Raw genomic sequence first — 24,144 nt, 5'->3', positions numbered from 1 at the left:
CTTACTGAGCAGCTTCGAAGAGCGAGAGCACTTCGACCTGCGGATCGGTCAATGTCACAGTCACGACCGGGCGTTCGTGGCCTTCGGCCAAGACGGTCGCGTCACCGGCGGCCTGCGCCTGGATCAGTGATCCGAACGTGAAAGGGCGCCCAGGAATTTCCAGGTCGACCTCCGACTGCTCGATGATCTGCAGGAAGACCCCCGTCGCGGGGCCGCCCTTGTGGTACTGCCCCGTGGAGTGGAGGAACCGGGGACCCCAGCCGAAGGTGGTCGGACGGCCCGAGTCGGCGGCGACGAGTTCGCGCAGCCCCTGCAGCTGGGGGAGCGCCAGCCGGTTCACGTAGGCCTGGATGGCCACGTAGCCGTCGGCCGGGATGCTCGCCCATAACGCATCCAGCACGCCGGCCAGCGTCCCGGCTGCGCCGAGAGCGGGGTGGCTGACCCGGACTTCGACGCCGTCGGTCGTGAAGGCGGGAGCGGACGGGGCGGGGCTCGCATCCAGCAAGGCGCGCGCGGCGTCCTTGGCGGATTCGACATCGGGCTGGTCGAAGGGGTTGATCCCCAGCATCCGCCCGGCGATCGCGGTGGCGTACTCCCACACGATGAACTGGGCGCCGAGCGAGCCGCTCACGAGGATCTCATCGAAGTGGCTCTCGAAGAGGCGGAAGTGCTCGGCATCGTCGACGAAGCGGACGATCTGCAGGTCGGCGGGTGGTTCCTCCACCTCCGGGGAGACGGGGAGCAGCACCACGGGGAGGATCCCGGTGCCGCTCTTGCCCGTCGACTCGGCGACGAGCTGCTCGATCCAGTCGGGAAGTCCGCGGATGTGGGTGCCATCGGAGACGAGACCCAGCTTGTCGCGGCGAGGGTCTCCGCCCGCGATGGCAGCAGCCAGAACGAGCGCCGGGTTGTCCGGGCCGTCGATGGCCACCTCCAGGAGCGTCGCCTCGGCCTCGTCGAGCAGCTCGGCGATGTCGACGCCGGCCAGGCCCGCCGGCACCAGTCCGAAGGCCGTCAGAGCCGAGTAGCGTCCGCCCACCTCGGGGTCGGCGGCGAAGACCCGGTAGCCGTCGGCCCGGGCGGACTCCTCCAGCGGGGAGCCGGGGTCGGTGACGACGATGATGCGCGACGCCGGGTCGATGCCGAGATCACCGAACGCGGCTTCGAACGCCCGCTTGACGGAATCCGTCTCGATGGTCGAGCCCGACTTCGACGAGACGACGAGCACGGCGCGCTCGAGTCCCCCCGCCTCGGGATCGCCGTCGATCGCAGCGAGCACCTGGCCGGGGGAGGTGGAGTCGAGGATCACCAGCGGCACGCCGCCGGTCTGGGCGATGACCTCGGGAGCCAAGGATGACCCGCCCATACCCGTCAGGACGACGCGAGTCAGGCCCTGCGCCACGAGCTCAGCCCGGAGGGCTTCGATCTCCGGCACGAGGGGGCGCGAGTTCGACACGGCCTGTACCCACCCCAGGCGACGGGACGCCTCGGGTTCGGCGGCCGCGCCCCACAGGGTCGCATCGCCGGCGGTGATGCCGGAGGCGACGAGGGATGCCGCCAACCCAGGGACGATCGTGTCCACGAGCTCTTTGGGACGCCCGGAGACATGGATCTCGAAGCTCACGAAGCGGCCTCCGCGGTGCCGGCCTCCAGCGCCTTCGAGACGGTTTCCTGCAGCTCGTGCCACGAGGCGATGAACTTCTCCACGCCCTCGTCCTCGAGCACCTGAGTGATGTCGGCGAAGTCGACGCCCGCGTCGGCGAGATTCGCGAAGACCTCACGCGACGCGTCGTAGCTGCCGGTCACCGTGTCGCCCTCGATCACGCCGTGGTCGAAGGTCGCCTCGAGCGTCTTCTCCGGCATCGTGTTCACGACGCCGCGCGCGACCAGTTCGGTCACGTAGAGCGTGTCGGGGAGATCCGGGTTCTTCACGCCGGTCGACGCCCACAGCGGGCGCTGCACGGTGGCGCCTGCCTCCAGGAGCGCGGTGGCGCGCGGCTCGGCGAACTTCTGCTCGTACAGCTCGTACGCCAGACGCGCGTTGGCGAGTCCTGCCTGGCCCTTGAGCGCGGTGGCCTCGGCGGTGCCGACGGCGTCGAGCCGGTTGTCCACCTCGGTGTCGACGCGGGAGACGAAGAACGAGGCGACCGATTGCAGCGTGGTGATGTCGTGGCCCGCGGCCTGGGCCATCTCCACCCCGGTGAGGTACGCGTCGATCACCTCGGCGTAACGCTCCAGGCTGAAGATCAGCGTGACGTTGACGGAGATCCCCGCGCCGATCACCTCGGTGATGGCGGGAAGGCCGGCCTTGGTGGCGGGGATCTTGATCAGCACGTTCGGGCGGTCGACGGCTGCGGCGAGCTCTTTCGCCTGGGCGATGGTGGCCTCGGTGTCGTGCGCCAGCTCAGGGGAGACCTCGATCGACACGCGCCCGTCGACACCGCCGGTCTGGGCGAACACCGGTGCGAAGACATCGGAGGCCGCGCGGACGTCGTCCGTGGTGATCTCGAAGATCGCGTCGTCGACGGAGGCGTTCTTGGCCGCGAGCTGACGCACCTGAGCCTCGTACGCCTCGCCCTGGGAGAGGGCGCCGGCGAAGATGGTCGGGTTCGTGGTGACCCCGCTGACGTTGCGCGTGGCGATGAGGTCGGCCAGGTTGCCGGTGAGGATGCGCTGGCGCGACAGGTCGTCGAGCCAGATGCTCACGCCCTCGGCGACGAGGCGGGCGGTGGGGGTGCTCATGACAGTTCTCCTTGTGCTTATTTCGCAGCCGCGCCGGCGGCCGCGATGCTCTCGCGCGCTGCCTCGACGACGGCCTCGGCGGTGATGCCGAACTTCTGGAACAGGGTCTTGTAATCGGCGGATGCGCCGAAGTGCTCGATCGAGACCGACCGGCCGGAGTCCCCGACGATGCCGCGCCACGGCAGGGCGATGCCCGCCTCGACGGACACGCGTGCGCGCACCGAGGACGGCAGCACCGACTCGCGGTACTGCGCATCCTGCTCGTCGAACCACTCCAGCGAGGGGGCCGACACGACGCGGGCGTTCACGCCCTCCGCGGCGAGCTGCTCGCGCGCGGCGACGGCCACCTGCACCTCGGACCCGGTGCCGATGAGGATGACGTCCGGCGTGCCGTCCGGGGCATCCACCAGCACGTAGGCGCCGCGGGCGACGGACTCCGCCGACGCGAAGGTATCACCGGATGCGGCGCCCTCACCGCGCGGGAACACCGGGATGTTCTGGCGGGTCAGCGCCAGGCCGGCAGGGCCCCCGGTGCGGCGGAGGATCTCCAGCCACGCCACGGCCGTCTCGTTCGCATCCGCGGGACGCACCAGCGTGAAGTTCGGGATGGCGCGGAGGGCGGCGAGCTGCTCGATCGGCTGGTGGGTGGGGCCGTCCTCGCCGAGGGCGATGGAATCGTGCGTCCACACGAACACCGTCGGGATGTTCATCAGGGCGGCCAGACGCACCGGCGGGCGCATGTAGTCGCTGAAGATGAGGAACGTCCCGCCGAACGGGCGGGTCGGACCGTGCAGGACGATGCCGTTGAGGATCGAGCCCATGGCGTGCTCGCGGATCCCGAAGTGCAGCACGCGCCCGTACGGCGTGCCGTCCCACTCGTGGGTGGACCACCGCTCGGGGATGAAGGAGGGGGCATCCTTGATCGTGGTGAGGTTCGATTCGGCGAGGTCGGCAGAACCGCCCCACAGCTCGGGAAGCTCGGCGGCGAGGGCGTTGAGGACCGTGCCGGAGGCGGCACGCGTGGAGACCTCCTTGCCCGACTCGAAGGCGGGGAGGGCGTCGGCGATGTCGGCGGGAAGCTCGCGGGACTGCAGGCGGTCCCACAGCGCCTTGCGCTCGGGGTTGGCCGCGGCCCAGGCGTCGAACTTCTCCTGCCACGCGGCTTTGTCCGCCTCGCCGCGTTCGACGAGCGAGCGGGTGTGCGCGATCACATCATCGGCGACGGCGAAGTTCTGCTCGGGGTCGAAGCCGAGCACCTCCTTGGTGGCGCGGAGCTCGTCGGCGCCGAGAGCCGACCCGTGGATCTTGCCGCTGTTCTGCTTGCCGGGGGAGGGCCAGCCGATGATGGTCTTGAGGACGATGATCGACGGCTTGTCGGTCTCGCCCTTCGCGGCCTCGATCGCGTCGTACAGCTCGTGCACGTCTTCGACGTACTCGCCGCTCTTCTTCCAGTCGACCGTCTGCACGTGCCAGCCGTAGGCCTCATAGCGCTTCGCGACATCCTCGGTGAAAGCGACGTTGGTGTCGTCCTCGATCGAGATCTGGTTGGAGTCGTAGATCACGACGAGGTTGCCGAGCCCCTGGTGTCCGGCCAGTGACGACGCTTCGCTGGTGACGCCCTCCTCGAGGTCGCCGTCGGACGCGACGACGTACACGAAGTGGTCGAAGGGGCTCTCGCCCTGCGGAGCATCCGGGTCGAACAGGCCGCGCTCGTAACGAGCCGCGTAGGCGAAGCCCACCGAGGAGGACAAGCCCTGGCCCAGCGGGCCGGTCGTCATCTCCACGCCGTCGGTGTGGCCGTACTCGGGGTGCCCGGGGGTCTTCGAGCCCCACGTGCGCAGCTCCTGCAGGTCGGACAGCTCCAGTCCGAACCCGCCCAGGTACAGCTGCACGTACTGGGTGAGCGAGGAATGTCCCGCGGACAGGACGAAGCGGTCGCGCCCCGGCCAGTGCGTGTCGGCAGGGTCGTGGTGCATCACCCGCTGGTACAGGAGGTACGCCGCCGGCGCCAGGCTCATCGCTGTGCCGGGATGGCCGTTACCCACCTTCTCCACGGCGTCCGCCGCCAGCACTCGGGCGGTGTCCACCGCACGTCGATCGATCTCATCCCATTGCAAGTCCGACACCCGGTCGCCTTTCTGATCCGGCGCCCAGCCGCATGCGATCCGGGGCCTCGATCCACGAGGGTCAGGGGGAGGATGCGCTGGGCGCGCTTCGTTTTCAGCATAGCGAAGGCGGCCACCCACGGGGCCGGCGATGACGGCTCGGGAACGGCGGCCGTACCACCATGGCCTAGACTGGAGGGCACCCGAACGGCGTGCGACACAGGGGGCGATGGACATCTCTACGACGACGAATACGCCGTTGCCGACCGCCCACCGCTCGGTGCGCCGCACTGTCCGCGCGTACGTCGCCCTCACCAAGCCCCGCGTGCTGGAACTGCTGCTGGTCACGACCGTCCCGGTGATGATCCTCGCCGCGAACGGGCTGCCGAACCTGTGGCTGGTCCTGGCCACGGTCATCGGCGGATCGATGAGTGCCGGATCCGCGGCGGCGTTCAACATGTACCTGGACCGCGACATCGATGCGCACATGCAGCGCACCGAGAACCGCCCGCTGGTGACCGGGGAAGTCTCCCCGCGCGGTGCCCTGGTCTTCGCGTGGGTGCTCGCCGCCGCATCCACGGTGTGGCTGCTGGTGACCACGAACTGGGTCGCTGCCGCGCTCTCGGCCGCCGCCATCTTCTTCTACGTCGTCATCTACACGATGCTGCTCAAGCGCCGCACCGAGCAGAACATCGTGTGGGGCGGCATCGCGGGGTGCTTCCCGGTGCTCATCGGCTGGTCTGCGGTGACCGGGACGCTCAGCTGGTCGGCGCTCATCCTCTTCCTGCTCGTGTTCCTGTGGACCCCGCCGCACTACTGGCCCCTGTCGATGAAGTACAAGGACCAGTACGAGGGGGTCGATGTGCCGATGCTCGGCGCGACCCGCAGCGGCTCGCAGGTGGGTCTGCAGGTCATCCTGTACGCCTGGGCGACGGTCGCGTGCTCGCTCCTGCTCATCCCGGTCGCCTCGATGGGCCTGGTCTACACGGTGTCGTCGCTGGTGTTCGGCGGCTGGTTCGTCTATGAATCGCACCGCCTGTACTCGCGCGCCGTGCGGGGTACGGAGACGCGGCCCATGCGCGTGTTCCACGCGTCGATCACGTACCTGACGCTGCTCTTCGTCGCCATCGCGGTCGACCCGCTGCTGCCCTTCTGACGCGGCACCCGTCGCCGAGAAACGACGATCCCGCCGAGACGGAGCGCGTCGCGCTGTTTCTCGGCGGGATCGTTGTTTTTCGTGTCAGTCGCGCGCGTTCGTGGGCGGCGTCGCGGTGCTGGGGGTCTCGACGTCGGGGTCCTCGGCGATGACCGGGTCGGCGTGCAGGGCCGGGTCGGCGTGCACGGCCGGGGCGACGTACGCGGGGGGTGCGGTGGTGGATGCGGCGGGCGCGGTGGATGCGGCGCCGCTGGCGCTGTACTCGGGCGCGGGGGCGGTGTCCTCGTCGGCGGTCCAGTCGATCGACTCGACCTCCTCGGCGGCCGGGCGGGGGCGCAGGGTGCTCAAGGCGGCGACGGCCAGCGTCAGAAGCAGACCGACGAGTCCGGCGCCCAGGATCATCGCGGCGGCCAGGACGGCGGGCTGACCGACGTAGACCTCGATCGTGGCCTCGGCGGACTGGCTGACGATCGCGGACTCGATGCGCTCGAGGCGGTCGAGGACGAGCCATGCGCCGACGCCTGTGAGGACGAGCGATCCGGCCAGGAGAATCCAGAACGGGATGCTGCGGACAAGGCTGGGGCGAGAGGTCATAACGGATGTACTCCTAGAGGTTTCCGGGCACGGTCGGCCGCGGCATCCCTCCAGCTTGGCCTATCGCCCCGCACATCGCCTCCGCGGGGCCGATGAATCACCTATGAGGAGGCCGATTCGCCCGCCGGAAGCCGAAGGTGCATGACCACCGCGGTCATGGCCGCGACCGAGAGCACCGCGAGCACCATGTGGATGTTCACGAGCACGATCGGGAGCCCGGTGCGGGCCTGCCACAGTCCCACGACGATCTGCGCGACCTCCACCGCGAGCAGGAGTCCGACCCACAGCCGCAGCCGCAACCGGCTCGGGGTCTGCCCGGCGCCGAGGAAGAGGATCACCGTCGCCGCCACCAGCGCGTACGCCGGCCAGGCGTGCACGTGCTGCATGAACTCGGGGTTCAGGCCGTTGCGGGCCGCCCCGCCATCGCCCGCGTGCGGGCCCGAGCCGGTCACGAGGATGCCGACGACCACCGTGACCAGCACGAGCGCGCTCGTGAGGTGGGTCAGCCCGGCGTACCACGTGGGCACGGCGCGGACGTGGGGGCCGGGGCTCCGGTACACGCGGGCGACGAACACGGCGGAGAGGGCGACCAGCACCACCGAGGCGAAGTAGTGGAGGCCCACGACGTAGGGGTTGAGGTTCGTGAGTACCGTGATGCCGCCGATGATCGCCTGCAGCGGCACGTACAGCCCGATGATCAGCGCGAGCCAGAACAGGTCGCGCCGGGTGCGCCGCATCCGGAACACCAGGACGAACGTCACGATCGCCACGGCCACGAGCACGAAGGTCAGCAGGCGGTTGCCGAACTCGATGGCACCGTGGATCCCCATCGCCTCGGTGGGGATCAGGGATTCCGCAGTGCACCGCGGCCACGTCGGGCAGCCGAGGCCGGAGCCCGTGAGGCGCACGAGTCCGCCCGTGGCGACGATGCCGACCTGCACGATCAGGGTCGCCCACGCCGCGGCGATGACGCGGCGGTCCACCGTTGCCGGGAGCCGCTCCCGCAGTCTCCGCGTGTCTCGGGTGCGGATCGGCGCGGGGGTCTGCACGGACATGGGGGTCGCCTCCTGGACGGTTCTCCCGGCCGCGGCCGACGAGTCGGCGGCGGCCCCGGGGAAGGGCCGGAACCTGTAGAATCAAGGGGTTCGGGATGCGACGCTTGCGCATTTCGCACCACTGACAGTCTAGGCGCGTGATTCGCGCCACTGAGCGGGCCCACCAGCGGCGTCCCCCCTCCGGAACTCCACGGAGGACGTGGAATGCCGGAGCGGATGAAACCGTTGCGGCTCGAGAGGAGAGTGACCGACATGACTGATGTCTTGATCGACCGACCCGAACTCGAGAGCCTCGGGGTCTACGAATTCGGATGGCACGACGCCGACGCTGCGGGCGCCAGCGCGAGACGCGGTCTCAGTGAGGCCGTCGTACGCGACATCTCGGCGCTCAAGGCCGAGCCGGAGTGGATGCTGAAGACCCGTCTCAAGGGCCTGCAACTGTTCGAGCGCAAGCCGATGCCGACGTGGGGCGCCGACCTCAGCGGCATCGACTTCGAGAACATCAAGTACTTCGTGCGCTCCACCGAGAAGCAGGCGCAGACCTGGGAAGACCTCCCCGAGGACATTCGCAACACGTACGAGCGCCTCGGCATCCCCGAGGCCGAGCGTCAGCGACTCGTCTCCGGCGTGGCCGCCCAGTACGAGTCCGAGGTCGTCTACCACCAGATCAACGAGCAGCTCGAGGCCCAGGGCGTCATCTTCATGGACACCGACACGGCCCTGCGCGAGCACCCCGAGTTCTTCGAGGAGTACTTCGGATCGGTCATCCCCGCCGGCGACAACAAGTTCGCGGCGTTGAACACGTCGGTGTGGTCGGGCGGCTCGTTCGTCTACGTTCCCCCGGGCGTGCACGTCGAGATCCCGCTGCAGGCGTACTTCCGCATCAACACCGAGAACATGGGTCAGTTCGAGCGGACGCTGATCATCGCCGACGAGGGCTCGTACGTGCATTACATCGAGGGCTGCACCGCCCCGATCTACAAGAGCGACTCGCTGCACTCGGCCGTGGTCGAGATCATCGTGAAGAAGAACGCCCGCGTTCGGTACACGACGATCCAGAACTGGTCGAACAACGTCTACAACCTCGTCACCAAGCGCGCGGTCGCCCACGAGGGCGCGACCATGGAGTGGGTCGACGGCAACATCGGCTCCAAGGTCACGATGAAGTACCCGTCGATCTTCCTCGTCGGCGAGCATGCCAAGGGCGAGACCCTGTCGGTGGCTTTCGCGGGCCCCGGTCAGCACCAGGACGCCGGCGCGAAGATGGTCCACATGGCGCCGTACACGCAGTCCTCGATCGTCTCGAAGTCGATCGCGCGCGGCGGCGGGCGGGCCGGCTATCGCGGCGAGGTCCGCGTGGACGCCAATGCCCACCACTCCGCCAACACGGTGCGCTGCGACGCGCTGCTGGTGGATTCGATCTCCCGCAGCGACACCTATCCGGCCATCGACATCCGCGTGGATGACGTCCAGCTCGGGCACGAGGCCACGGTCTCCAAGGTCAGCGAAGAGCAGCTCTTCTACCTGCAGTCCCGCGGCATGCCCGAGGACGAAGCCATGGCGATGATCGTGCGCGGGTTCATCGAGCCGATCGCGCGTGAACTGCCCATGGAATACGCCCTCGAATTGAACAAGCTCATCGAGATGGGCATGGAAGGATCCGTCGGCTAAATGACGACCACCACCACCCCCCTGCCGGGAAGCCGAGCGCACACCGACGGAGGATGGGGCCGGGCGGACGCGCCCTCCGCGCCCATTCAGACCCGTTCCGAACGGCCCTGGTCCTTCGACCCGGCCGACTTCGGGATGCCCACGGGCCGCGAGGTGAACTGGAAGCACACGCCGATCGAGCGGATGCAGGGCGTCCTCGCCCCCGCCGATGGACCCTCCGCGGTGCGCGTGGCGGCCGGAAATGCCGCCGCGTACCTCCGGGCGGGCACCGACGTGCGCGGTGAGTTCTTCCGCCCCGAAGACCTCCCCGCCGCCATCGCGTGGCAGCGCGCCGCCGAGGGGATCCACATCCGCATCCCCGCGAACGAGGAACTGGCCGAACCGCTCCGCGTCGACCTCGTCGGCGAGCGTGTCGATGGCTTCGGATCCTCTCATGTGGTCGTCGAGGCGCAGCCGAATTCCCGCGCGACGGTCGTGCTGTACCACACGGGGTCTGCCCAGTACGCGCAGAACGTGGAGATCATCGTCCGCGACGGAGCTCAGCTCACCGTGCTGACGGTGCAGCGCTGGAACGACGACGCCGTCCACGCGGCCGCCCACCAGGCGCGCGTCGACCGCGACGCCAAGCTCACCCACGGCGTCGTGACCCTGGGCGGCGGGGTCGTCCGCGTCAATCCGTCGGTCGAACTGGCCGGGTCGGGTGCCGAGGGGCGCCTGTTCGGGCTCTCCTTCGCCGACGCCGGGCAGCACTTCGAATCGCAGGTGTACCTGCACCACAAGGGCGCGCACACCGTCGGCGACGTGCTCTACAAGGGGGCTCTCCAGGGCGTCAGTGCGCGCAGCGTCTGGATCGGCGATGTCCTCATCGGCCGGGATGCGGTGGGCACCGACTCGTACGAGGCCAACCGCAATCTCGTCCTCACCGACGGTGCCAGGGCCGACTCCATCCCGAACCTGGAGATCGAAACCGGAGACATCCTCGGCGCCGGCCACGCGAGTGCGACCGGACGTTTCGACGACGAGCAGCTGTTCTACCTGCAGGCGCGGGGCATCGGCGAGCACGAAGCACGGCGCCTGGTGGTGCTGGGCTTCCTCAGCGAAATCGTCCAGCGCGTCGGCGTCCCCGACCTGGAGGACGAACTCACCGCCGAGATCGAACGCGAGCTGGCCGAAGGAGACGCCCTGTGAGCGCCGCACGCGTGTGCGCCCTCAGCGCTCTGGAAGCGGATACTCCGCTGCGCGTGGAGGTCGACGGCGTTCCCATCGCGGTCGTCCTCGACTCCGACGGCGAGGTGCACGCGATCGGCGACACCTGCACGCACGGCGACGTGTCCCTCGCCGAGGGCTTCGTGGAAGGCGACACGCTGGAGTGCTGGGCGCACGGTTCGTCGTTCTCGCTGCGCACCGGACACCCCCTGAACCTGCCGGCTTTCGAGCCGGTGCCCGTCTACGTCGTCGAGATCGACGGCGATGACGTGCTCATCGACCCCACCCGAACGAAGGAAGTCTGAATGTCTGTCCTCGAAATCCGCGACCTCCACGTGACGGTCGAGACGGATGCAGGCACCACGCCCATCCTCAACGGCGTCACGCTGACGATCGGCACGGGGGAGACCCACGCGATCATGGGCCCCAACGGCTCCGGAAAATCGACGCTCGCCTACACGATCGCCGGGCATCCCAAGTACACCGTCACCTCCGGCACGATCACGCTGGACGGCGAAGACGTGTTGGCCATGACAGTCGACGAGCGCGCCCGCGCCGGCCTCTTCCTCGCGATGCAGTACCCGGTGGAGATCCCCGGAGTGACGGTGACGAACTTCCTCCGCACCGCCAAGACGGCGATCGACGGCGAAGCTCCCAGCATCCGCGCATGGACCAAAGACGTGAAGCACGCCATGACGAACCTGCGCATGGACCCGAAGTTCGCCCAGCGCAACGTCAACGAGGGCTTCTCCGGCGGCGAGAAGAAGCGGCACGAGATCCTGCAGCTGGAGCTCCTCCGGCCGAAGATCGCGGTGCTCGATGAGACCGACTCGGGCCTCGACGTCGACGCGCTGAAGATCGTGTCGGAGGGCGTGAACCGCGCCAAGTCTTCCAGCGACCTCGGGGTGCTGCTCATCACGCACTACACCCGCATCCTCCGCTACATCCGCCCCGACTTCGTGCACGTCATCGTCAGCGGTCGCATCGTGGAGGAGGGCGGCCCGGAGCTCGCCGACCGGCTCGAGGAAGAGGGCTACGACCGCTTCATCACCGAAGCCGGAACGTCGGTCGACGCCTGAGGGCGTCTCGGAGCTTAGGATCGTTACATGACCGCAACACTCGCTCCCGACAAGTACGACGAGGTCACCGAGTCGCTCAAGGACGTCATGGACCCCGAGCTGGGGATCAACGTCGTCGACCTCGGGCTCATCTACGACCTCGCGTGGGACGACGAGAACGACGCGCTTGTCATCCACATGACCCTGACCTCGGCCGGCTGCCCGCTCACGGACGTGCTCGAGGAGCAGACGGCTCAGGCCCTGGATGGCGTCGTCGAGCGCTTCCGCATCAACTGGGTGTGGATGCCGCCGTGGGGTCCCGAGCGGATCACCGATGACGGGCGCGACATGATGCGCGCGCTCGGTTTCGCCATCTGACGACGCCCCCGCGAGAGTGGACCGTTCGCGGGGGGCGGTCTGTCCGCATCCGAGGACTCCGAGCTCCTGTCGTAGGCTCGTCGGGTGAGCGTCACCCCCCTGAAGGCCCTGCCGATCGATCTCCTGCGCGAACGGTCGAGTGCGAAGTGGCGCACCTACCCCGACGACGTCCTGCCCCTCTTCGTCGCCGAGACGGACTACCCGCTCGCCCCCGCCATCACGCGGGTGCTGACTGAAGCCGTGCAGCGCGGTGACACCGGCTACACGCCCCCCGACCCGGGGCTGCGCGTGGCGTACGCGGGGTTCGCTCAGCGCCGGTTCGGCTGGAACCCCGACCCCGCCCGCATGCGGTCGACGTGCGACGTCATGATGGGGCTCGTCGAGGTGCTGCGCGCGGTGATCAGTCCCGGCGACCGGGTCGTGGTCACCCCGCCGGTGTACCCGCCCTTCTACGACGGCGTCCCCGAGGCAGGGGGAGTCGTGGAACGCGTCCCGCTCCACCGGGGCGAGGACGGGTGGCGGCTGGATCTCGCGGGAATCGAGCGAGCACTGGCCGATGGCGCCCGCGTGGTGCTGCTGTGCAACCCCCACAACCCCACCGGGACCGTGCACGGGCGCGGGGATCTGGCGGAGCTCGCGAGCATCGCGGCCCGGCACGGCGCCATCGTCGTCAGCGACGAGATCCACGCGCCGCTGACCCAACCGGGCGTCGTCTTCACGCCGTTCCTGTCGGCGTCCGATGACGCGGCACGCGTCGGCTTCGCGCTCGTCAGCGCGAGCAAGGCCTTCAATCTCGCGGGGCTGAAGTGCGCACTGATGGTGGCCGCGTCCGACGAGCACGCCGGGGTGATCCGCGCGCTCCCTGCCGAGGTGGAGTGGCGCACGGGACACTTCGGCGCCCTGGCATCCGTCGCGGCGTTCGCACCCGAAAGCGACGCCTGGCTGGACGCGCAGCTGGCCGCACTCGATGAGAACCGGCGCCTACTCGCGGACCTGCTCGCCGAGCAGCTGCCCGAGGCGGTCTACCGGGTTCCGGATGCCGGATTCCTCGCATGGATCGACCTGTCGGCGTACGGGTGGGGCGAGAACCCCGCCGTGCACATCCGGCGGGAGGCCCGCGTCGCGCTCCACCACGGTCCGATGTTCGGGAACGAGGGCGCCGGCCGGGTGCGGGTGAATTTCGGCTGCTCGCCGGAGGTCCTCCGCGAGGCCATGGAGCGCATCGGCGCTTTGGCCAGGGCGTGAGCGGGAACACGTCGGCGAGGACGGGGGTCTGGGGAGCTCCATTCGTCTGGGTCACCGCGGGGGCCGTCGCGCTCATCTTCCTCGCGGCCATCCAGTCACTCGCCGTGACCACCGTGATGCCGGTTGTCAGTGCCGACCTCGACGGCGACGCCCTGTACGCCGTTGCCTTCTCCGGCACGTTGGCCACCAGCGTCATCGGGATGGTCGCTGTCGGGGCGTGGTGCGACCGCGGCGGAGTCCTCGCCCCGTTGACCACCGCGGTGGTGCTCTTCGTCGTGGGACTGGTCATCGCCGGGCTCGCCGCGACGATGGAAGTGCTTGTCGTCGGCCGTCTGATCCAGGGGCTGGGCACGGGGGGACAGACCGTGGCACTGTACGTCGTCGTCGCGCGCATGTACCCGCCGATGCTCCACGGACGCGTGTTCGCGGCGTTCTCGGCGGCATGGGTGGTTCCGTCGCTGGTCGGGCCCTTCCTCGCCGGCGCCGTCGCGGAGTTCCTGCACTGGCGGTGGGTCTTCCTCGGCGTCGCGGCGCTCACGGTCGTCGCTTTCGCCATGGTCGTCGCACGGCTGCACGGGCAGCCGCTGGGAACGGACCACCCCGCGACGCAGCGCGTCGGTCCGCGGCTGGCGTGCGCGGCCGCAGTCGCGCTGGGGGCCCTGGCTCTCGGACTCTCGGGTCAGCTCGGCGCACTGTCGTGGGCGGGAGTGATCGGGTCCGTCGTCGTCATCGGCCTGGCGGTGCGTCCTCTCCTCCCCGCCCGGACGCTGCTTCTGGGGCGGGGGCTCCCCAGCGTCGTGCTGATGCGCGGGCTGATCGCCGGAGCGCTCTTCGGCGCCGAGGTCTACATCCCGTACCTGCTGATCGACGAGTACGGGTTCTCGCCCACGTGGGCAGGGCTGGCTCTCACCGCGGCCGCGCTGTCGTGGGCCACCGCGGCGGAGATCCAGGGGCGGATCGGAGATCGCCTCGGGAACACGCGCATCGCCGTGATCGGTACGGCCATGCTCACCACCGCGACCGTCACGGCGTTCCTCACGGCGCTCCTTCACGTCCACCCCGCGCTGCTGATCGCGGGGTGGGCGTTCGCCGGCGGCGGGATGGGGCTGATGTATCCCCGCCTGACGGTCTTGACCCTCGCCTACTCCGCGCCGCACGATCAGGGCTTCCACTCCTCGGCGCTGTCGATCTCCGACTCGCTCGGAACGGCCATGACGATCGCCGTGATGGGCCTGGTCTTCACCGCACTGACCGGCACGGGGCTGGGTTTCCCCGCGGTCTTCGCGATCGCGGCCGCCCTGGCGGTGTTCGCGCTCGTGCCGGGGCTTCGTCTGGGTCGCGCGCGCGAGCGGACGTGACGGCGGGCGCCTCTCGCGCTAGACCTTGCGACGGCGGCGTGCTGCCGCGAGGAATGTCCCGCCCCCCGCGATGAGCAGTGCCCCCAGAGGCCAGAGCACGGCGCCACCGGAAGCGTTGCCTCCCGTCGCCGGGAGTGTGCTGATGGACGGATCCGGCGTCAGGGGACCCGACGCGCTCCCGCCGGGAGTCGCGGTGGGCTCAGCGGGCGTGGGGGCTGTGCTGGTCGGAGTCGGAGTCGGAGTGGGAGTGGGCGTGGGCGTGGGCGTGGGCGTCGGGGTTGGGGTTGGCGTCGGCGTTGGCCCCGCTTCGACGCACGACAGAGTGGTCGCGAACGGGAAGTCGTGCACCTCGCGCGGCCCGCGGCCTGCAACGCCGCCGTGAATGAACGACGCAGCGATCACGTTGCCCTCGATATTCTGCGTGACCTGCCAGTTCAGCTGTGCGCGCGGAGCGTAGATCGTGCCGCGCAGACTGTCTCCGCCTGTGACGAGCACGCTCGTCGCGTCGACGAAGTTCCAGAGGGTGTAGGGCGCCGAAGCGCCGCTGAGGCCCGGCATACCCGGAATCTCGCCGTTGAAATCGCCCGTGATGTTGACCAGCAGCGGTGTCGTGCTGCTGGGCGCGGGATCGATGACGAGCTCACCGAGCCCGGCGAACTCCTCTGCGGTGAAAGAGAGCACATTCGTCACTCCGGAGACGAGGGGCGCCCGAACGTTCCCCCCGGCGGGCACCGGGCGCGTGGCCGGCTGCCCGTCGTCTCGCTGGAGCAGTGTCACCGTGGTCGCGCACGTGCCCAGGGTGGCGGAGGTGTCCCGGTACAGCTCGTAGGCGCTTGCGATGTCGAGCACGTCCGAGGGCACAGGCTCGCCCACCGAGGCGGCGGGTTGCGTGACGACGCTTTCGATGCGGGGTGTCGAGTCGTAGGAGGCGCCCGGCTCCACCACACGGAGGGGGGCGGCAGCGCCGTTGCTGTCCGTGTCCAGCGCGAGGTAGGTGGTGGTATCCGCCACCTTCACGTAGCCCCCTTGGAGGATGCGAAGAATCTGGCCGTCCGGATCCCAGGTGATGCCCCCGCCGACGTACAGCGCGATGTGCTGGGCGTCGCCCGGCGCCGTCACGGTCGGTCGGCCGCCGAAGATGTTGTACCCCGAGGAGAACGAGAGATCGCCTCCGGCGGCCACGGTTCCCTCCGCCTCATCGCCGTCGAGTGCGACGTCGTCTTCCACGAAGACCAGGAAGTTGCCGTTCGCCGGCGACCCGTTCACAGGCTGGGTGACCGGGTTGATCGGGCCGATCGGGTCGCCCGGCGCTGCTCCGGCCGGAAGCGATCCGACCACGAGGAGGCAGCCGAGAGCAATGGCGCCGGCCGCGGCGAGGACAGAGGAGGGGGACGTGGCGGGGGGAGCCATAACTCATCGTCGGTCCTCGGTCCACCGGGGACCAGGGACCTTGGTCCCGTCGGTTGCTCGCGGATCTGCTTCGGCGGGGCGAGCGCCCCGCTCTCCGGTCAGCTCTCCGCGCGACCCTCGCGCCAGTAGCCCATGAAGGCCACCGCGCGGCGGTCGACCCCATGCTCTGCGACGAGGTGCCGGCGCAGGGTCTTGATCGCGCCGGCTTCGCCCGCCAGCCACGCGTACAGGGGTGCGCTCTTGAGCGCCGCACCGCCCTTGGCGGTGCGGGGGACCTCCCACAGGATGCCTTCGTCGACGTCGACCTCCTCGACCTCGGCACCGTGGCCGGGAGGGATGAGCTCTGCCGCGGCGGCCACGACAGCGGCTTTGAGGTGCGCGTGCCGGGGGGCCGAGCCACGCGCGGCGACGCGATAGCTGAATCCGGGATGCCGCGGGAGATAGGCGGCGTCCCTCGCATCGGGAACCTCCAGCACGACCACCCCACGGGCCGTCGGCGGCAGGTGCTCCAGGATCACCGAGATCGCGGGCGCCGCCGTCTCGTCCCCGGCCAGGAGGTAGGACCCCGTGGCCGCGGGCGGGACGAAGTCGATGCCGAAGCTCACGCCGGTGTGCGCCGTGGTGGGCGCGAAGATCAGCACCTCATCGCCGATCGTGGCGCGATCGATCCACGCCGAAGCCGGACCGAGGACCTCGTGCGCGACCATGTCGACGTCGACTTCCGAGACGTCGTTGCGCACGGCGCGCGTCGTGTACGTGCGGAACGGCGGTCGGGCTGCCTGCTCGAGCGCCCGCCACCGCGTGTACCAGTCCTCGTCGGTCGGCATGGCGTGGATGCCGGCGACCTCGGTCGGGAACACGATCTTGATCCGCTGATCGAGCCCCGGGTCGCCGTAGTCGGCGAGATCGGGGCCGGCGAAGGTGAAGCGGCGGAAGCTGGGGGTGACGTCGGTGATCGCCTGAACGCGCGCGTGGAAGAAGCGATTGGTGGCGACGGTGCTCACAGTCATGGGATCCGTTTCAGACGGCGGTGGCGTGGTGGCGGCCGCGGGGGAGGACGAGGGGGGTGCCGGAGACGGGGTCGGGAACCACGAGAGACTCCAGGCCGAACACGTCACGGATGAGGTCGCTCGTGATGACCTCGGCCGGTGGGCCGCCGGCGACCACCTCGCCGTCGGACATCGCGAACACGTGGTCCGCGTAGCGGGCCGCCAGGTTGATGTCGTGCAGGACCATCACGGTCGTGGTGCCGCGATCGCGGTTGAGGTCGGTGATGAGGTCGAGGACGTCGATCTGGTGGGCGACATCCAGGAACGTCGTCGGCTCATCCAGCAGGAGGATGTCCGTCTCCTGCGCGAGCGCCATCGCGATCCAGACCCGCTGGCGCTGTCCGCCGGAGAGTTCGTCGACGGCGCGGTCGGCGAGATCGGCGATACCCGTGGCCTCGAGCGACTGCGCGACCACCTCGTAGTCCCGGGTGTTCCACCGCGCGAGGGGTTTCTGATGCGGATGACGCCCCCGCCCGACGAGGTCGGCGACGGCGATCCCTTCGGGGGCGATCGGGCTCTGCGGGAGCAGGCCGAGGGTGCGGGCGACCTCGCGCGACGGGCGGGTGTGCACGGCCTTCCCGTCGAGGACCACGGATCCCTGCCGGGGGCGGAGGAGGCGGGCGAGGGCGCGCAGCAGCGTCGACTTGCCGCAGCCGTTGGCGCCGACGATGGCCGTGATGCGGCCGGGCGGGATGATGAGGTCCAGACCCTCCACGATCACGCGGTCACCGTACGCCAGGGTCACGTCCTCGGCGGCGAGTTGGTGTGACACGGTCACAGGGAGCCTCCCGAGCGGTTGGTCCGGATGAGCAGATAGACGAGGTAGGGGGCCCCGAGGACGCCGGTGATGACACCGACGGGGTAGCGATTGTCGAAGCCGAACTGTCCGATGAGGTCGGCGGCGAGGACGAGGACGACTCCGACCAGTCCGGCCGGAACGATGAGGGATGCTCCGGGGCCGACGATGCGCGCCGCAATGGGCCCCGCCATGAAGGCCACGAACGCGATCGGCCCCGCGGCGGCGGTCGCGAAGGCCAGGAGCGCCACCGCGCCGATCAGCAGGAGTACCCGGGTGCGGTGCACGGAGACGCCGAGCGCGGTGGCGGAGTCATCGCCCAGACGCAGCACCCCCAGGTCGCGGCCGCTGCCGAGGAGCACGGGGACGAGGACGAGGGTGGCGATCATCAGCGGCGCGATCGAGCCCCATGACGCGCCGTTGAGACTGCCGGTGAGCCACTGCATCGCGGTCTGCAGGTCCCACGCGGCCGCCCGTGACAGCACGTACGTCACGACGCTGTCGAGCATCGCGGCCACCCCGATGCCGATGAGGATGAGACGGGTGCCGGCGAAGCCGCCGCGATGGGAGAGGAGGTAGATCGCGGTCGCGGTGACCAGAGCGCCGCCGAGGGCGAAGAAGGACACCGCGGTCTGGTTCAGCGAGAGGAGCACGATCGCCACCACCGCGGCAGCGCTGGCACCGGACGTGATGCCGATGATGTCGGGCGCGGCCAGAGGATTGCGCAGCATCGTCTGGAAGATGACGCCCCCGACGCCGAACGCGAGGCCCGAGAGGATCGCCAGGACCGCCCGGGGGAGGCGGAGCTCGCCGACCGTGAAGGACGCGCCGGGCACCGTCTCGCCGAGGACGACACGCACGACATCCGACAGGTCGTAGAACGTGCGGCCGACCATGAGGCTGACCACGAACAACCCCACGCAGAGGGCGGCGAGCACCACCGTGACGGCGGCGTGCCGTCGCATGCGAGCCCGCCGCCCCGCGAGGACGACCGCGACGCTCACAGTTCCCGCACCTTCTGGCGCCGCACGATCGCGATGAACACCGGTGCGCCGATGAGAGCCGTGATGATGCCCACCTCGATCTCGGAGGGCCGGGCGACGACGCGCCCGACCACGTCGGCGAGGAGGAGGAGACTCGCGCCGGCGAGGGCGCAGTAAGGGAGCAACCAGCGGTGGTCGGTTCCCACGAGCAGGCGGCACAGGTGAGGAATGACAAGCCCCACGAAGGCGATCGGCCCGGCGATCGCCGTCGCGGCGGCGCAGAGGAGAACGGCGCCGGACGAGGCGATCAGACGCGTACGGGCCACGCGCTCACCGAGCCCCGTGGCCATGTCGTCGCCGAGCGCGAGCGAGTTCATCCCCCGGGAAGTGAAGACGCACACGAGGGCGCCGAGCGCGAGGGCGGGCAGGACGACGCCGATCCGGTCCCACGTGGCGCCGCCGATGCCACCGATCTGCCAGAACCGGAACGTCTCGAGGAGGTCGACCCGGGGGAGCAGGATCGCGCTGACGAGAGACATGGATGCGGCGGTGATGGACGCGCCCGCGAGGGCGAGCTTGAGCGGGGTGGCTCCGCCCCGGCCGAGAGAACCCACCGCGTAGACGAAGACGGCCGCGGCCGCGGCTCCCACGGTGGCGAATGCGAGATAGCCGTAGGGATTCGACAGCCCGAAGAAGGCGATTCCGATCACCACGGCCAGGGCCGCACCCCCGGACACCCCGAGGATGCCGGGGTCGGCCAGCGGGTTGCGCGTGACCGCCTGCATCGTCATCCCCGACAGTGCCAGCGCGGCACCGACGAGGATCCCGAGCACTGTCCGCGGAAGACGCGCGACCACGGCGCCCTCGCCGACGCCGGCGGAGGTGCCGGTGAGCCCGCCCCAGATCTCCGCGAGCGACACCGTACGGGTGCCGAACGCGACGGACGCGACCACCAGCAGCAGCAGGGCCACCACGAGGGCGCCGAGCCACAACAGACGTACCGCTGCCGGACGCCGCAGGAGTGCGGTGTCCGGCAGCGACGCCTGCCGCTGGAGGAGGGTCATCGGTCTCAGCCGAGCGGGGCCGAGAGCACGGCGAAGTAGTCCCGCACGCCCCACGGAATCGACAGCGGGGTCGGGTTGGCCGACGCCGCCAGCGGGGTGCTGTCTTCGAGCACCGCGATGCGTCCCTCGGCGATGGCGGGGATCTGCGAGAGGAGGGGGTCGGCCTGCAGCTGGGCGACGAGCTCGCCGTCGGGGTCGCCGTAGGTCACGAAGACGTCGACATCCGCGAAGCGGTCGGCCTCCTCGGCGCTGACGGTCACGTAGAACTCCTCCGTGCCCGCAGACTCCTCCTCGACGATGCTCGGCAGGGGCATTCCGTGGTCGGCCAGGAACCCGGGACGCGTGTCGTGGCTGGTGTAGAAGCCGATCTGGCTCAGATCGGTCGGATCCAGGTACGAGAAGAGGGCTGTGCCCTCAGCCAGCGCGGGGTATTCCTCGAGCGCCGCATCCACCTCCGCCTCGAGGTCGTCGATCAGCGCCTCGCCCTCCTCCGCGAGACCGAGCGCCGTCGAGTTCAGGCGGATCATGTCCTGGTAAGAGGTGCCCCACGCGACCTCGGGGTACGCCACGACCGGAGCGATCTTGGAGAGGGTGTCGTAGTCCTCCTGGGTCAGGCCCGAGTAGGAGGCGAGGATGACGTCCGGCTGCGTGTCATTGACCGCCTCGAAGTCGATGCTGTCCCCGCCGTCGAAGAGCACGGGAGTCTCGGCGTCGAGCTCTTCGAGGCGCTCTTCGACCCAGGGGAGGACGCCATCGTTGTCGTCATCGCCCCACGTGGCCTTCTCCATCCCGACCGGGACCACTCCCAGTGCGAGGGGAACCTCGTGGTTGCCCCACGCCACCGTGGCGACGCGTTCGGGGGCGGATTCGATGACCGTCTCGCCGAAAGCGTGCTCGATCGTCACCGGGAACACGTCGCCGTTGCCGGCGGAATCCCCGGCGTCGGAGGTCTGGCTCGCGGTGGAACAGCCGGTGAGCACGAGGGCGGCTCCGGCCGCGAGGGCGGCGGCAGTGCGGATGCGGGGCACGGGGATCTCCTCGAAGTTAGGTAAGGGTGGCCTTAGTTTATGCACCTCTGCGCGTTCGCCGCGACTCCGATCGCTCGACGACGAGAAATCGGGGACGGTCCGCGCGGCGGATGGCCCCCGGTCCTGGGAAGGCTGGGCGGGCGCGGCGGCTTATACTAGGGGGCTGGCCATCGGCCACCTCGAACCCCCTCCTGCTGATAGATCGGACATCCGCTGTGCTCGCCGTGCACGACCTTCAGATCCGCGTGGGCGCCCGCGTCCTCATGTCGGACGTGTCGTTCCGCGTGTCCGACGGCGACAAGATCGGTCTGGTCGGACGCAACGGCGCCGGCAAGACCACGTTGACGAAGGTGCTGGCAGGCGACCTGCAGCCCAGCGAGGGGCGCGTCGACCGATCCGGCGAACTGGGCTATCTGCCGCAGGACCCGCGGTCGGGCGATCCGGAGATGCTCGCGCGCACCCGCATCCTCGACGCGCGGGGCCTGGGTTCCCTCGCGATCGGGATGCACGAGGCGTCGCTGCAGATGGCCGACGACGACGTCGATGTCGCGGCACGGGCGATGCGGCGGTACGGGAACCTCACCGAGCGCTTCGAGGCCCTGGGGGGCTACGCGGCCGAAGCCGAGGCCGCCTCCATCGCGCACAACCTGTCGCTTCCCGACCGGATCCTCGACCAGCCGCTCAAGACCCTCTCGGGCGGCCAGCGACGCCGCATCGAACTGGCGCGCATCCTGTTCTCGGACGCGCAGACGATGATCCTCGACGAGCCGACCAACCACCTCGACGCCGACAGCGTGATGTGGCTGCGCGAGTTCCTCAAGGGCTACAAGGGCGGGCTGATCGTGATCAGCCACGACGTGGAACTCGTCGGCGAGACGGTCAACCGCGTGTTCTACCTCGACGCGAACCGTCAGGTGATCGACGTCTACAACATGAACTGGAAGAACTACCTGCGTCAGCGGGTGGCGGACGAGGAGCGCCGCAAGAAGGAGCGCACCAACGTCGAGAAGAAGGCGACCGTGCTGCAGCAGCAGGCCGCTCGTTTCGGTGCCAAGGCGTCCAAGGCGGCCGCAGCCCACCAGATGGTCGCGCGCGCCGAGAAGATGCTCGCCGGCCTCGACGACGTCCGCCAGGAGGAACGCGTCGCCAAGCTCCGCTTCCCCAAACCTGCGCCGTGCGGCAAGACTCCGCTGATGGCACGGGGGCTGTCGAAGTCGTACGGGTCGCTGGAGATCTTCACCGACGTGGACCTCGCCATCGACCGCGGGTCCCGCGTGGTCATCCTCGGGCTCAACGGCGCCGGCAAGACGACGCTCCTGCGCATGCTCGCGGGGGTGGACAAGCCCGACACCGGCGTGATCGAGCCGGGGTACGGCTTGAAGATCGGCTACTACGCACAGGAGCACGAGAACCTCGACGTGAACCGGTCGGTGCTGGAGAACATGATGTCGGCAGCGCCGGACATCACCGCGACCGACGCCCGCAAGGTGCTCGGGTCGTTCCTGTTCACCGGCGATGACGTGCTCAAGCCCGCCGGCGTGCTCTCCGGAGGCGAGAAGACGCGGCTGTCGCTGGCCACGCTCGTGGTGTCGTCGGCGAACATGCTGCTCCTGGACGAGCCCACGAACAACCTCGACCCGGCGTCCCGCGAAGAGATCCTCGGTGCCCTGGCGCACTATGAGGGCGCCGTGGTGCTGGTCTCCCACGACGAGGGCGCCGTCGAGGCCCTCAACCCCGAACGCGTGCTCATCCTGCCCGACGGCGTGGAAGACATCTGGGGTCGCGACTACGCCGACCTGATCGCCCTGGCCTGATTCGCCGGCCTCGGCCGATGTGGGTACCGGCGGACGATACCGGAGCGGCTCAGGCGTCCAGCAGCGCGTCCTCGGCCTCGGCGTCGCGGTCGCGGCGGCGAGGACGCCGCGCCTCGGCGTCCTCGCGCGCGTGACGACGCTCGGTCACGAGGATGTAGATGATGAAGCTGAAGCCCATGACGGCGAACAGGATCCATTGCACGGCGTAGGACAGGTGCGGACCGGGATCCTCGGACGGAGAGGCGACCGCCTCGGGAGCCGTCGCCGGCGCGGGATCCTCGGACACGAGCATCCCGTAGGCGCCGGTTTCCAGTGACGGTTGCGCGGTTCGCTCCGCGATGAGCGGGAGGTGGATGGTGGGCACCTGACCCTCGCCGGCGGTGCGGCCCGAGGTGGGCAGCGGCTCGCCGGGCCGGAGCCGCACGATCACGGTCGCATCGCCGGCCGGGGGTGGCGGGACCACGTCGGGATCGGGCTGGTCGGTTCCCGGGGGCACCCAGCCGCGGTTCACCAGGAGCGTGCGCCCGTCGTCGAGGCGGAAGGGAACGAGCACCTCGAAGGCCGCCGTGCCTCCGTGCGGGCGGTTGCGGACGAGTTGCTGCGCGTCCGGGAGGTAGCGCCCGGTGACCTCCACGGGCGTCCACTCGTCCGAGGGGTCGAGTTCTCCGCCGGGGGAGAGCACGGCGTCCAGCGGCACGGGGCTCTGGTCGTAGTTGGCCTCGACGAGGGCGAGCTGGCGGGCTCGTTCCTCGTTGCGGGCGAACTGCCAGTTCGAGAGGAACCCGCAGGCGATCGCGAACACGATGGCGACTGCGACGTAGGCCGTCCACCGCACCGCGGCCGGGGCGTCCCGGCGGCTCACGACGTCACCTCGGCCGTGGAGAGCGGAGCGACCTCGAGCGGGAAGTCGCGCGCGGCCAGGAAGTCGCGGAGGTAGGTCACGTGCGCGTCGCACGCCACCCACTCCTTCCGCCGGTCGGCGGTGTGGATGCGGGGGTTCCGCCACGTGATCCGCCAGGAGGCCGCGTCGCGGCATCCTGCTCGGGAGCAATCCGCCGTCATGGCGTGCGCCGTCCCTGGTCCGGTGCCGTGCTCTCGGAGATGCGGATCACGCTGGGGGCGGGAGCCGGCGGCGCGGAGGCCGCAGCCGGTTCGGTGAGCGCGCGCTCGGGGTGCTCGGCGACCGTGCGGCGCGTGTCCTGGCCGACGTTCGCGATCACCACCGCGATGTAGGGGAGGAAGATCGCCCCGATCGCCAGCACCCAGGTGTACCACCCGTGGGGCGTGATGAGGACCATGCCCAGGATGCACGCGAGCCGGATGCCCATCGTGATCATGTACTTGGCAAACCGCGAGCCGGCGTCGTCGCGGGGAGCGCGGGGCAGCGACGTCGCGGAGAGCGCGCGGGAGGAGGATTTCACGGTCCTCCCAG

23 protein-coding genes are annotated in these 24,144 nt (G+C 69.8%); 9 read left to right on the top strand and 14 right to left on the bottom strand.

The features are described from left to right. Position 1: 1 nt before the first annotated feature. Genes AC2DGY_RS09365 through tkt form a run of 3 tightly spaced genes read right to left on the bottom strand, consistent with a single transcriptional unit; the run spans position 2 to position 4,868 of the window. On the bottom strand, positions 2-1,624 hold the full coding sequence (locus AC2DGY_RS09365) for a glucose-6-phosphate isomerase (RefSeq protein ID WP_484509419.1): 1,623 nt from the start codon (positions 1,622-1,624) through the stop codon (positions 2-4). Further along, a complete protein-coding gene (gene tal / locus AC2DGY_RS09360; protein WP_484509418.1) occupies positions 1,621-2,742 on the bottom strand; it encodes a transaldolase in 1,122 nt (373 codons plus the stop codon). Before tal ends, AC2DGY_RS09365 begins: the two co-directional genes overlap by 4 nt. A gap of 17 nt (positions 2,743-2,759) precedes the next feature. Continuing rightward, on the bottom strand, positions 2,760-4,868 hold the full coding sequence (tkt, locus tag AC2DGY_RS09355) for a transketolase (RefSeq protein WP_484509417.1): 2,109 nt from the start codon (positions 4,866-4,868) through the stop codon (positions 2,760-2,762). A 208-nt stretch (positions 4,869-5,076) separates the two neighbouring features. Here tkt and AC2DGY_RS09350 point away from each other — a divergent pair, with 208 nt between their 5' ends. After that, positions 5,077-6,003 carry a heme o synthase gene (locus tag AC2DGY_RS09350; RefSeq protein ID WP_484509416.1) on the top strand — a complete coding sequence of 309 codons (927 nt, stop codon included), beginning with the start codon at positions 5,077-5,079 and terminating at the stop codon, positions 6,001-6,003. Positions 6,004-6,087: 84 nt separating this feature from the next. Here the strand turns inward: AC2DGY_RS09350 and AC2DGY_RS09345 are convergent, their stop codons facing one another. Continuing rightward, a complete protein-coding gene (locus tag AC2DGY_RS09345) occupies positions 6,088-6,597 on the bottom strand; it encodes a dinucleotide-utilizing enzyme (protein WP_484509415.1) in 510 nt (169 codons plus the stop codon). A gap of 101 nt (positions 6,598-6,698) precedes the next feature. Further along, positions 6,699-7,652 (bottom strand): COX15/CtaA family protein, encoded by a 954-nt coding sequence (locus AC2DGY_RS09340; protein ID WP_484509414.1) that lies wholly within the window; start codon positions 7,650-7,652, stop codon positions 6,699-6,701. Between the two features lie 252 nt (positions 7,653-7,904). Between AC2DGY_RS09340 and sufB the strand changes: the two genes are divergently transcribed. From sufB to AC2DGY_RS09305, 7 genes are all read left to right on the top strand, one after another. Next, the gene (gene sufB / locus AC2DGY_RS09335) at positions 7,905-9,323 is read left to right on the top strand and encodes a Fe-S cluster assembly protein SufB (protein WP_484509413.1); all 1,419 of its coding nucleotides are present in this window, start codon (positions 7,905-7,907) and stop codon (positions 9,321-9,323) included. After that, positions 9,324-10,511 carry a Fe-S cluster assembly protein SufD gene (gene sufD, locus AC2DGY_RS09330; RefSeq protein ID WP_484509412.1) on the top strand — a complete coding sequence of 396 codons (1,188 nt, stop codon included), beginning with the start codon at positions 9,324-9,326 and terminating at the stop codon, positions 10,509-10,511. Further along, on the top strand, positions 10,508-10,834 hold the full coding sequence (locus AC2DGY_RS09325) for a non-heme iron oxygenase ferredoxin subunit (protein ID WP_484509411.1): 327 nt from the start codon (positions 10,508-10,510) through the stop codon (positions 10,832-10,834). The genes sufD and AC2DGY_RS09325 overlap by 4 nt, the downstream gene beginning before the upstream one ends. After that, complete coding sequence (sufC, locus tag AC2DGY_RS09320) at positions 10,835-11,608, top strand: Fe-S cluster assembly ATPase SufC (protein WP_484509410.1); 774 nt, start codon at positions 10,835-10,837, stop codon at positions 11,606-11,608. Positions 11,609-11,635: 27 nt separating this feature from the next. Beyond that, entirely contained in the window at positions 11,636-11,965 is a 330-nt protein-coding gene (locus tag AC2DGY_RS09315) for a metal-sulfur cluster assembly factor (RefSeq protein WP_484509409.1), read from the top strand. A gap of 84 nt (positions 11,966-12,049) precedes the next feature. Next, complete coding sequence (locus AC2DGY_RS09310) at positions 12,050-13,210, top strand: MalY/PatB family protein (protein WP_484509408.1); 1,161 nt, start codon at positions 12,050-12,052, stop codon at positions 13,208-13,210. After that, on the top strand, positions 13,207-14,568 hold the full coding sequence (locus tag AC2DGY_RS09305) for an MFS transporter (protein WP_484509407.1): 1,362 nt from the start codon (positions 13,207-13,209) through the stop codon (positions 14,566-14,568). Before AC2DGY_RS09310 ends, AC2DGY_RS09305 begins: the two co-directional genes overlap by 4 nt. 18 nt (positions 14,569-14,586) lie before the next feature. On the opposite strand, the gene AC2DGY_RS09300 is transcribed toward AC2DGY_RS09305, so the two are convergent. The 6 genes from AC2DGY_RS09300 to AC2DGY_RS09275 form a co-directional block, all read right to left on the bottom strand. Next, positions 14,587-15,978, bottom strand: a complete 1,392-nt coding sequence (locus AC2DGY_RS09300) for a collagen-binding domain-containing protein (RefSeq protein ID WP_484509406.1) — start codon at positions 15,976-15,978, stop codon at positions 14,587-14,589. 98 nt (positions 15,979-16,076) lie between these two features. Beyond that, complete coding sequence (locus AC2DGY_RS09295; protein ID WP_484509405.1) at positions 16,077-16,988, bottom strand: siderophore-interacting protein; 912 nt, start codon at positions 16,986-16,988, stop codon at positions 16,077-16,079. 10 nt (positions 16,989-16,998) lie between these two features. Then, positions 16,999-17,805, bottom strand: a complete 807-nt coding sequence (locus AC2DGY_RS09290) for an ABC transporter ATP-binding protein (protein WP_484509404.1) — start codon at positions 17,803-17,805, stop codon at positions 16,999-17,001. After that, on the bottom strand, positions 17,802-18,788 hold the full coding sequence (locus tag AC2DGY_RS09285) for a FecCD family ABC transporter permease (RefSeq protein WP_484509403.1): 987 nt from the start codon (positions 18,786-18,788) through the stop codon (positions 17,802-17,804). Before AC2DGY_RS09285 ends, AC2DGY_RS09290 begins: the two co-directional genes overlap by 4 nt. A 35-nt stretch (positions 18,789-18,823) precedes the next feature. Continuing rightward, a complete protein-coding gene (locus AC2DGY_RS09280; RefSeq protein WP_484509402.1) occupies positions 18,824-19,870 on the bottom strand; it encodes a FecCD family ABC transporter permease in 1,047 nt (348 codons plus the stop codon). Positions 19,871-19,875: 5 nt separating this feature from the next. Then, positions 19,876-20,898 (bottom strand): iron-siderophore ABC transporter substrate-binding protein, encoded by a 1,023-nt coding sequence (locus AC2DGY_RS09275; RefSeq protein WP_484509401.1) that lies wholly within the window; start codon positions 20,896-20,898, stop codon positions 19,876-19,878. 215 nt (positions 20,899-21,113) lie between these two features. On the opposite strand from AC2DGY_RS09275, the gene AC2DGY_RS09270 reads away from it, so the two are divergent. Then, complete coding sequence (locus AC2DGY_RS09270; RefSeq protein ID WP_484509400.1) at positions 21,114-22,712, top strand: ABC-F family ATP-binding cassette domain-containing protein; 1,599 nt, start codon at positions 21,114-21,116, stop codon at positions 22,710-22,712. A gap of 49 nt (positions 22,713-22,761) precedes the next feature. Here the strand turns inward: AC2DGY_RS09270 and AC2DGY_RS09265 are convergent, their stop codons facing one another. Genes AC2DGY_RS09265 through AC2DGY_RS09255 form a run of 3 tightly spaced genes read right to left on the bottom strand, consistent with a single transcriptional unit; the run spans position 22,762 to position 24,133 of the window. Next, positions 22,762-23,574 (bottom strand): SURF1 family cytochrome oxidase biogenesis protein, encoded by an 813-nt coding sequence (locus AC2DGY_RS09265; RefSeq protein WP_484509399.1) that lies wholly within the window; start codon positions 23,572-23,574, stop codon positions 22,762-22,764. Further along, positions 23,571-23,774: a hypothetical protein gene (locus tag AC2DGY_RS09260; RefSeq protein WP_484509398.1), complete on the bottom strand. Its 204-nt coding sequence runs from the start codon at positions 23,772-23,774 to the stop codon at positions 23,571-23,573. The genes AC2DGY_RS09265 and AC2DGY_RS09260 overlap by 4 nt, the downstream gene beginning before the upstream one ends. Then, positions 23,771-24,133, bottom strand: a complete 363-nt coding sequence (locus AC2DGY_RS09255) for a DUF3099 domain-containing protein (protein WP_484509397.1) — start codon at positions 24,131-24,133, stop codon at positions 23,771-23,773. Before AC2DGY_RS09255 ends, AC2DGY_RS09260 begins: the two co-directional genes overlap by 4 nt. Positions 24,134-24,144: the final 11 nt, after the last annotated feature.

The organism is Microbacterium sp. Z6_144, assembly GCF_057197625.1.
Note: the sequence above shows the minus strand (reverse complement) of the source record. Positions and strands in the feature narration are given on the sequence as shown.

What these genes read in the sequence shown, in the direction of transcription:
- AC2DGY_RS09285 (WP_484509403.1), bottom strand. Translation starts at nt 18,788, where the DNA reads ATGCGACGGCACGCCGCCGTCACGGTGGTGCTCGCCGCCCTCTGCGTG.
- sufB (WP_484509413.1), top strand. Translation starts at nt 7,905, where the DNA reads ATGACTGATGTCTTGATCGACCGACCCGAACTCGAGAGCCTCGGGGTC.
- AC2DGY_RS09340 (WP_484509414.1), bottom strand. Translation starts at nt 7,652, where the DNA reads ATGTCCGTGCAGACCCCCGCGCCGATCCGCACCCGAGACACGCGGAGA.
- AC2DGY_RS09280 (WP_484509402.1), bottom strand. Translation starts at nt 19,870, where the DNA reads ATGACCCTCCTCCAGCGGCAGGCGTCGCTGCCGGACACCGCACTCCTG.
- sufD (WP_484509412.1), top strand. Translation starts at nt 9,324, where the DNA reads ATGACGACCACCACCACCCCCCTGCCGGGAAGCCGAGCGCACACCGAC.
- tal (WP_484509418.1), bottom strand. Translation starts at nt 2,742, where the DNA reads ATGAGCACCCCCACCGCCCGCCTCGTCGCCGAGGGCGTGAGCATCTGG.
- AC2DGY_RS09260 (WP_484509398.1), bottom strand. Translation starts at nt 23,774, where the DNA reads ATGACGGCGGATTGCTCCCGAGCAGGATGCCGCGACGCGGCCTCCTGG.
- AC2DGY_RS09300 (WP_484509406.1), bottom strand. Translation starts at nt 15,978, where the DNA reads ATGGCTCCCCCCGCCACGTCCCCCTCCTCTGTCCTCGCCGCGGCCGGC.
- sufC (WP_484509410.1), top strand. Translation starts at nt 10,835, where the DNA reads ATGTCTGTCCTCGAAATCCGCGACCTCCACGTGACGGTCGAGACGGAT.
- AC2DGY_RS09295 (WP_484509405.1), bottom strand. Translation starts at nt 16,988, where the DNA reads ATGACTGTGAGCACCGTCGCCACCAATCGCTTCTTCCACGCGCGCGTT.
- AC2DGY_RS09345 (WP_484509415.1), bottom strand. Translation starts at nt 6,597, where the DNA reads ATGACCTCTCGCCCCAGCCTTGTCCGCAGCATCCCGTTCTGGATTCTC.
- AC2DGY_RS09315 (WP_484509409.1), top strand. Translation starts at nt 11,636, where the DNA reads ATGACCGCAACACTCGCTCCCGACAAGTACGACGAGGTCACCGAGTCG.
- AC2DGY_RS09350 (WP_484509416.1), top strand. Translation starts at nt 5,077, where the DNA reads ATGGACATCTCTACGACGACGAATACGCCGTTGCCGACCGCCCACCGC.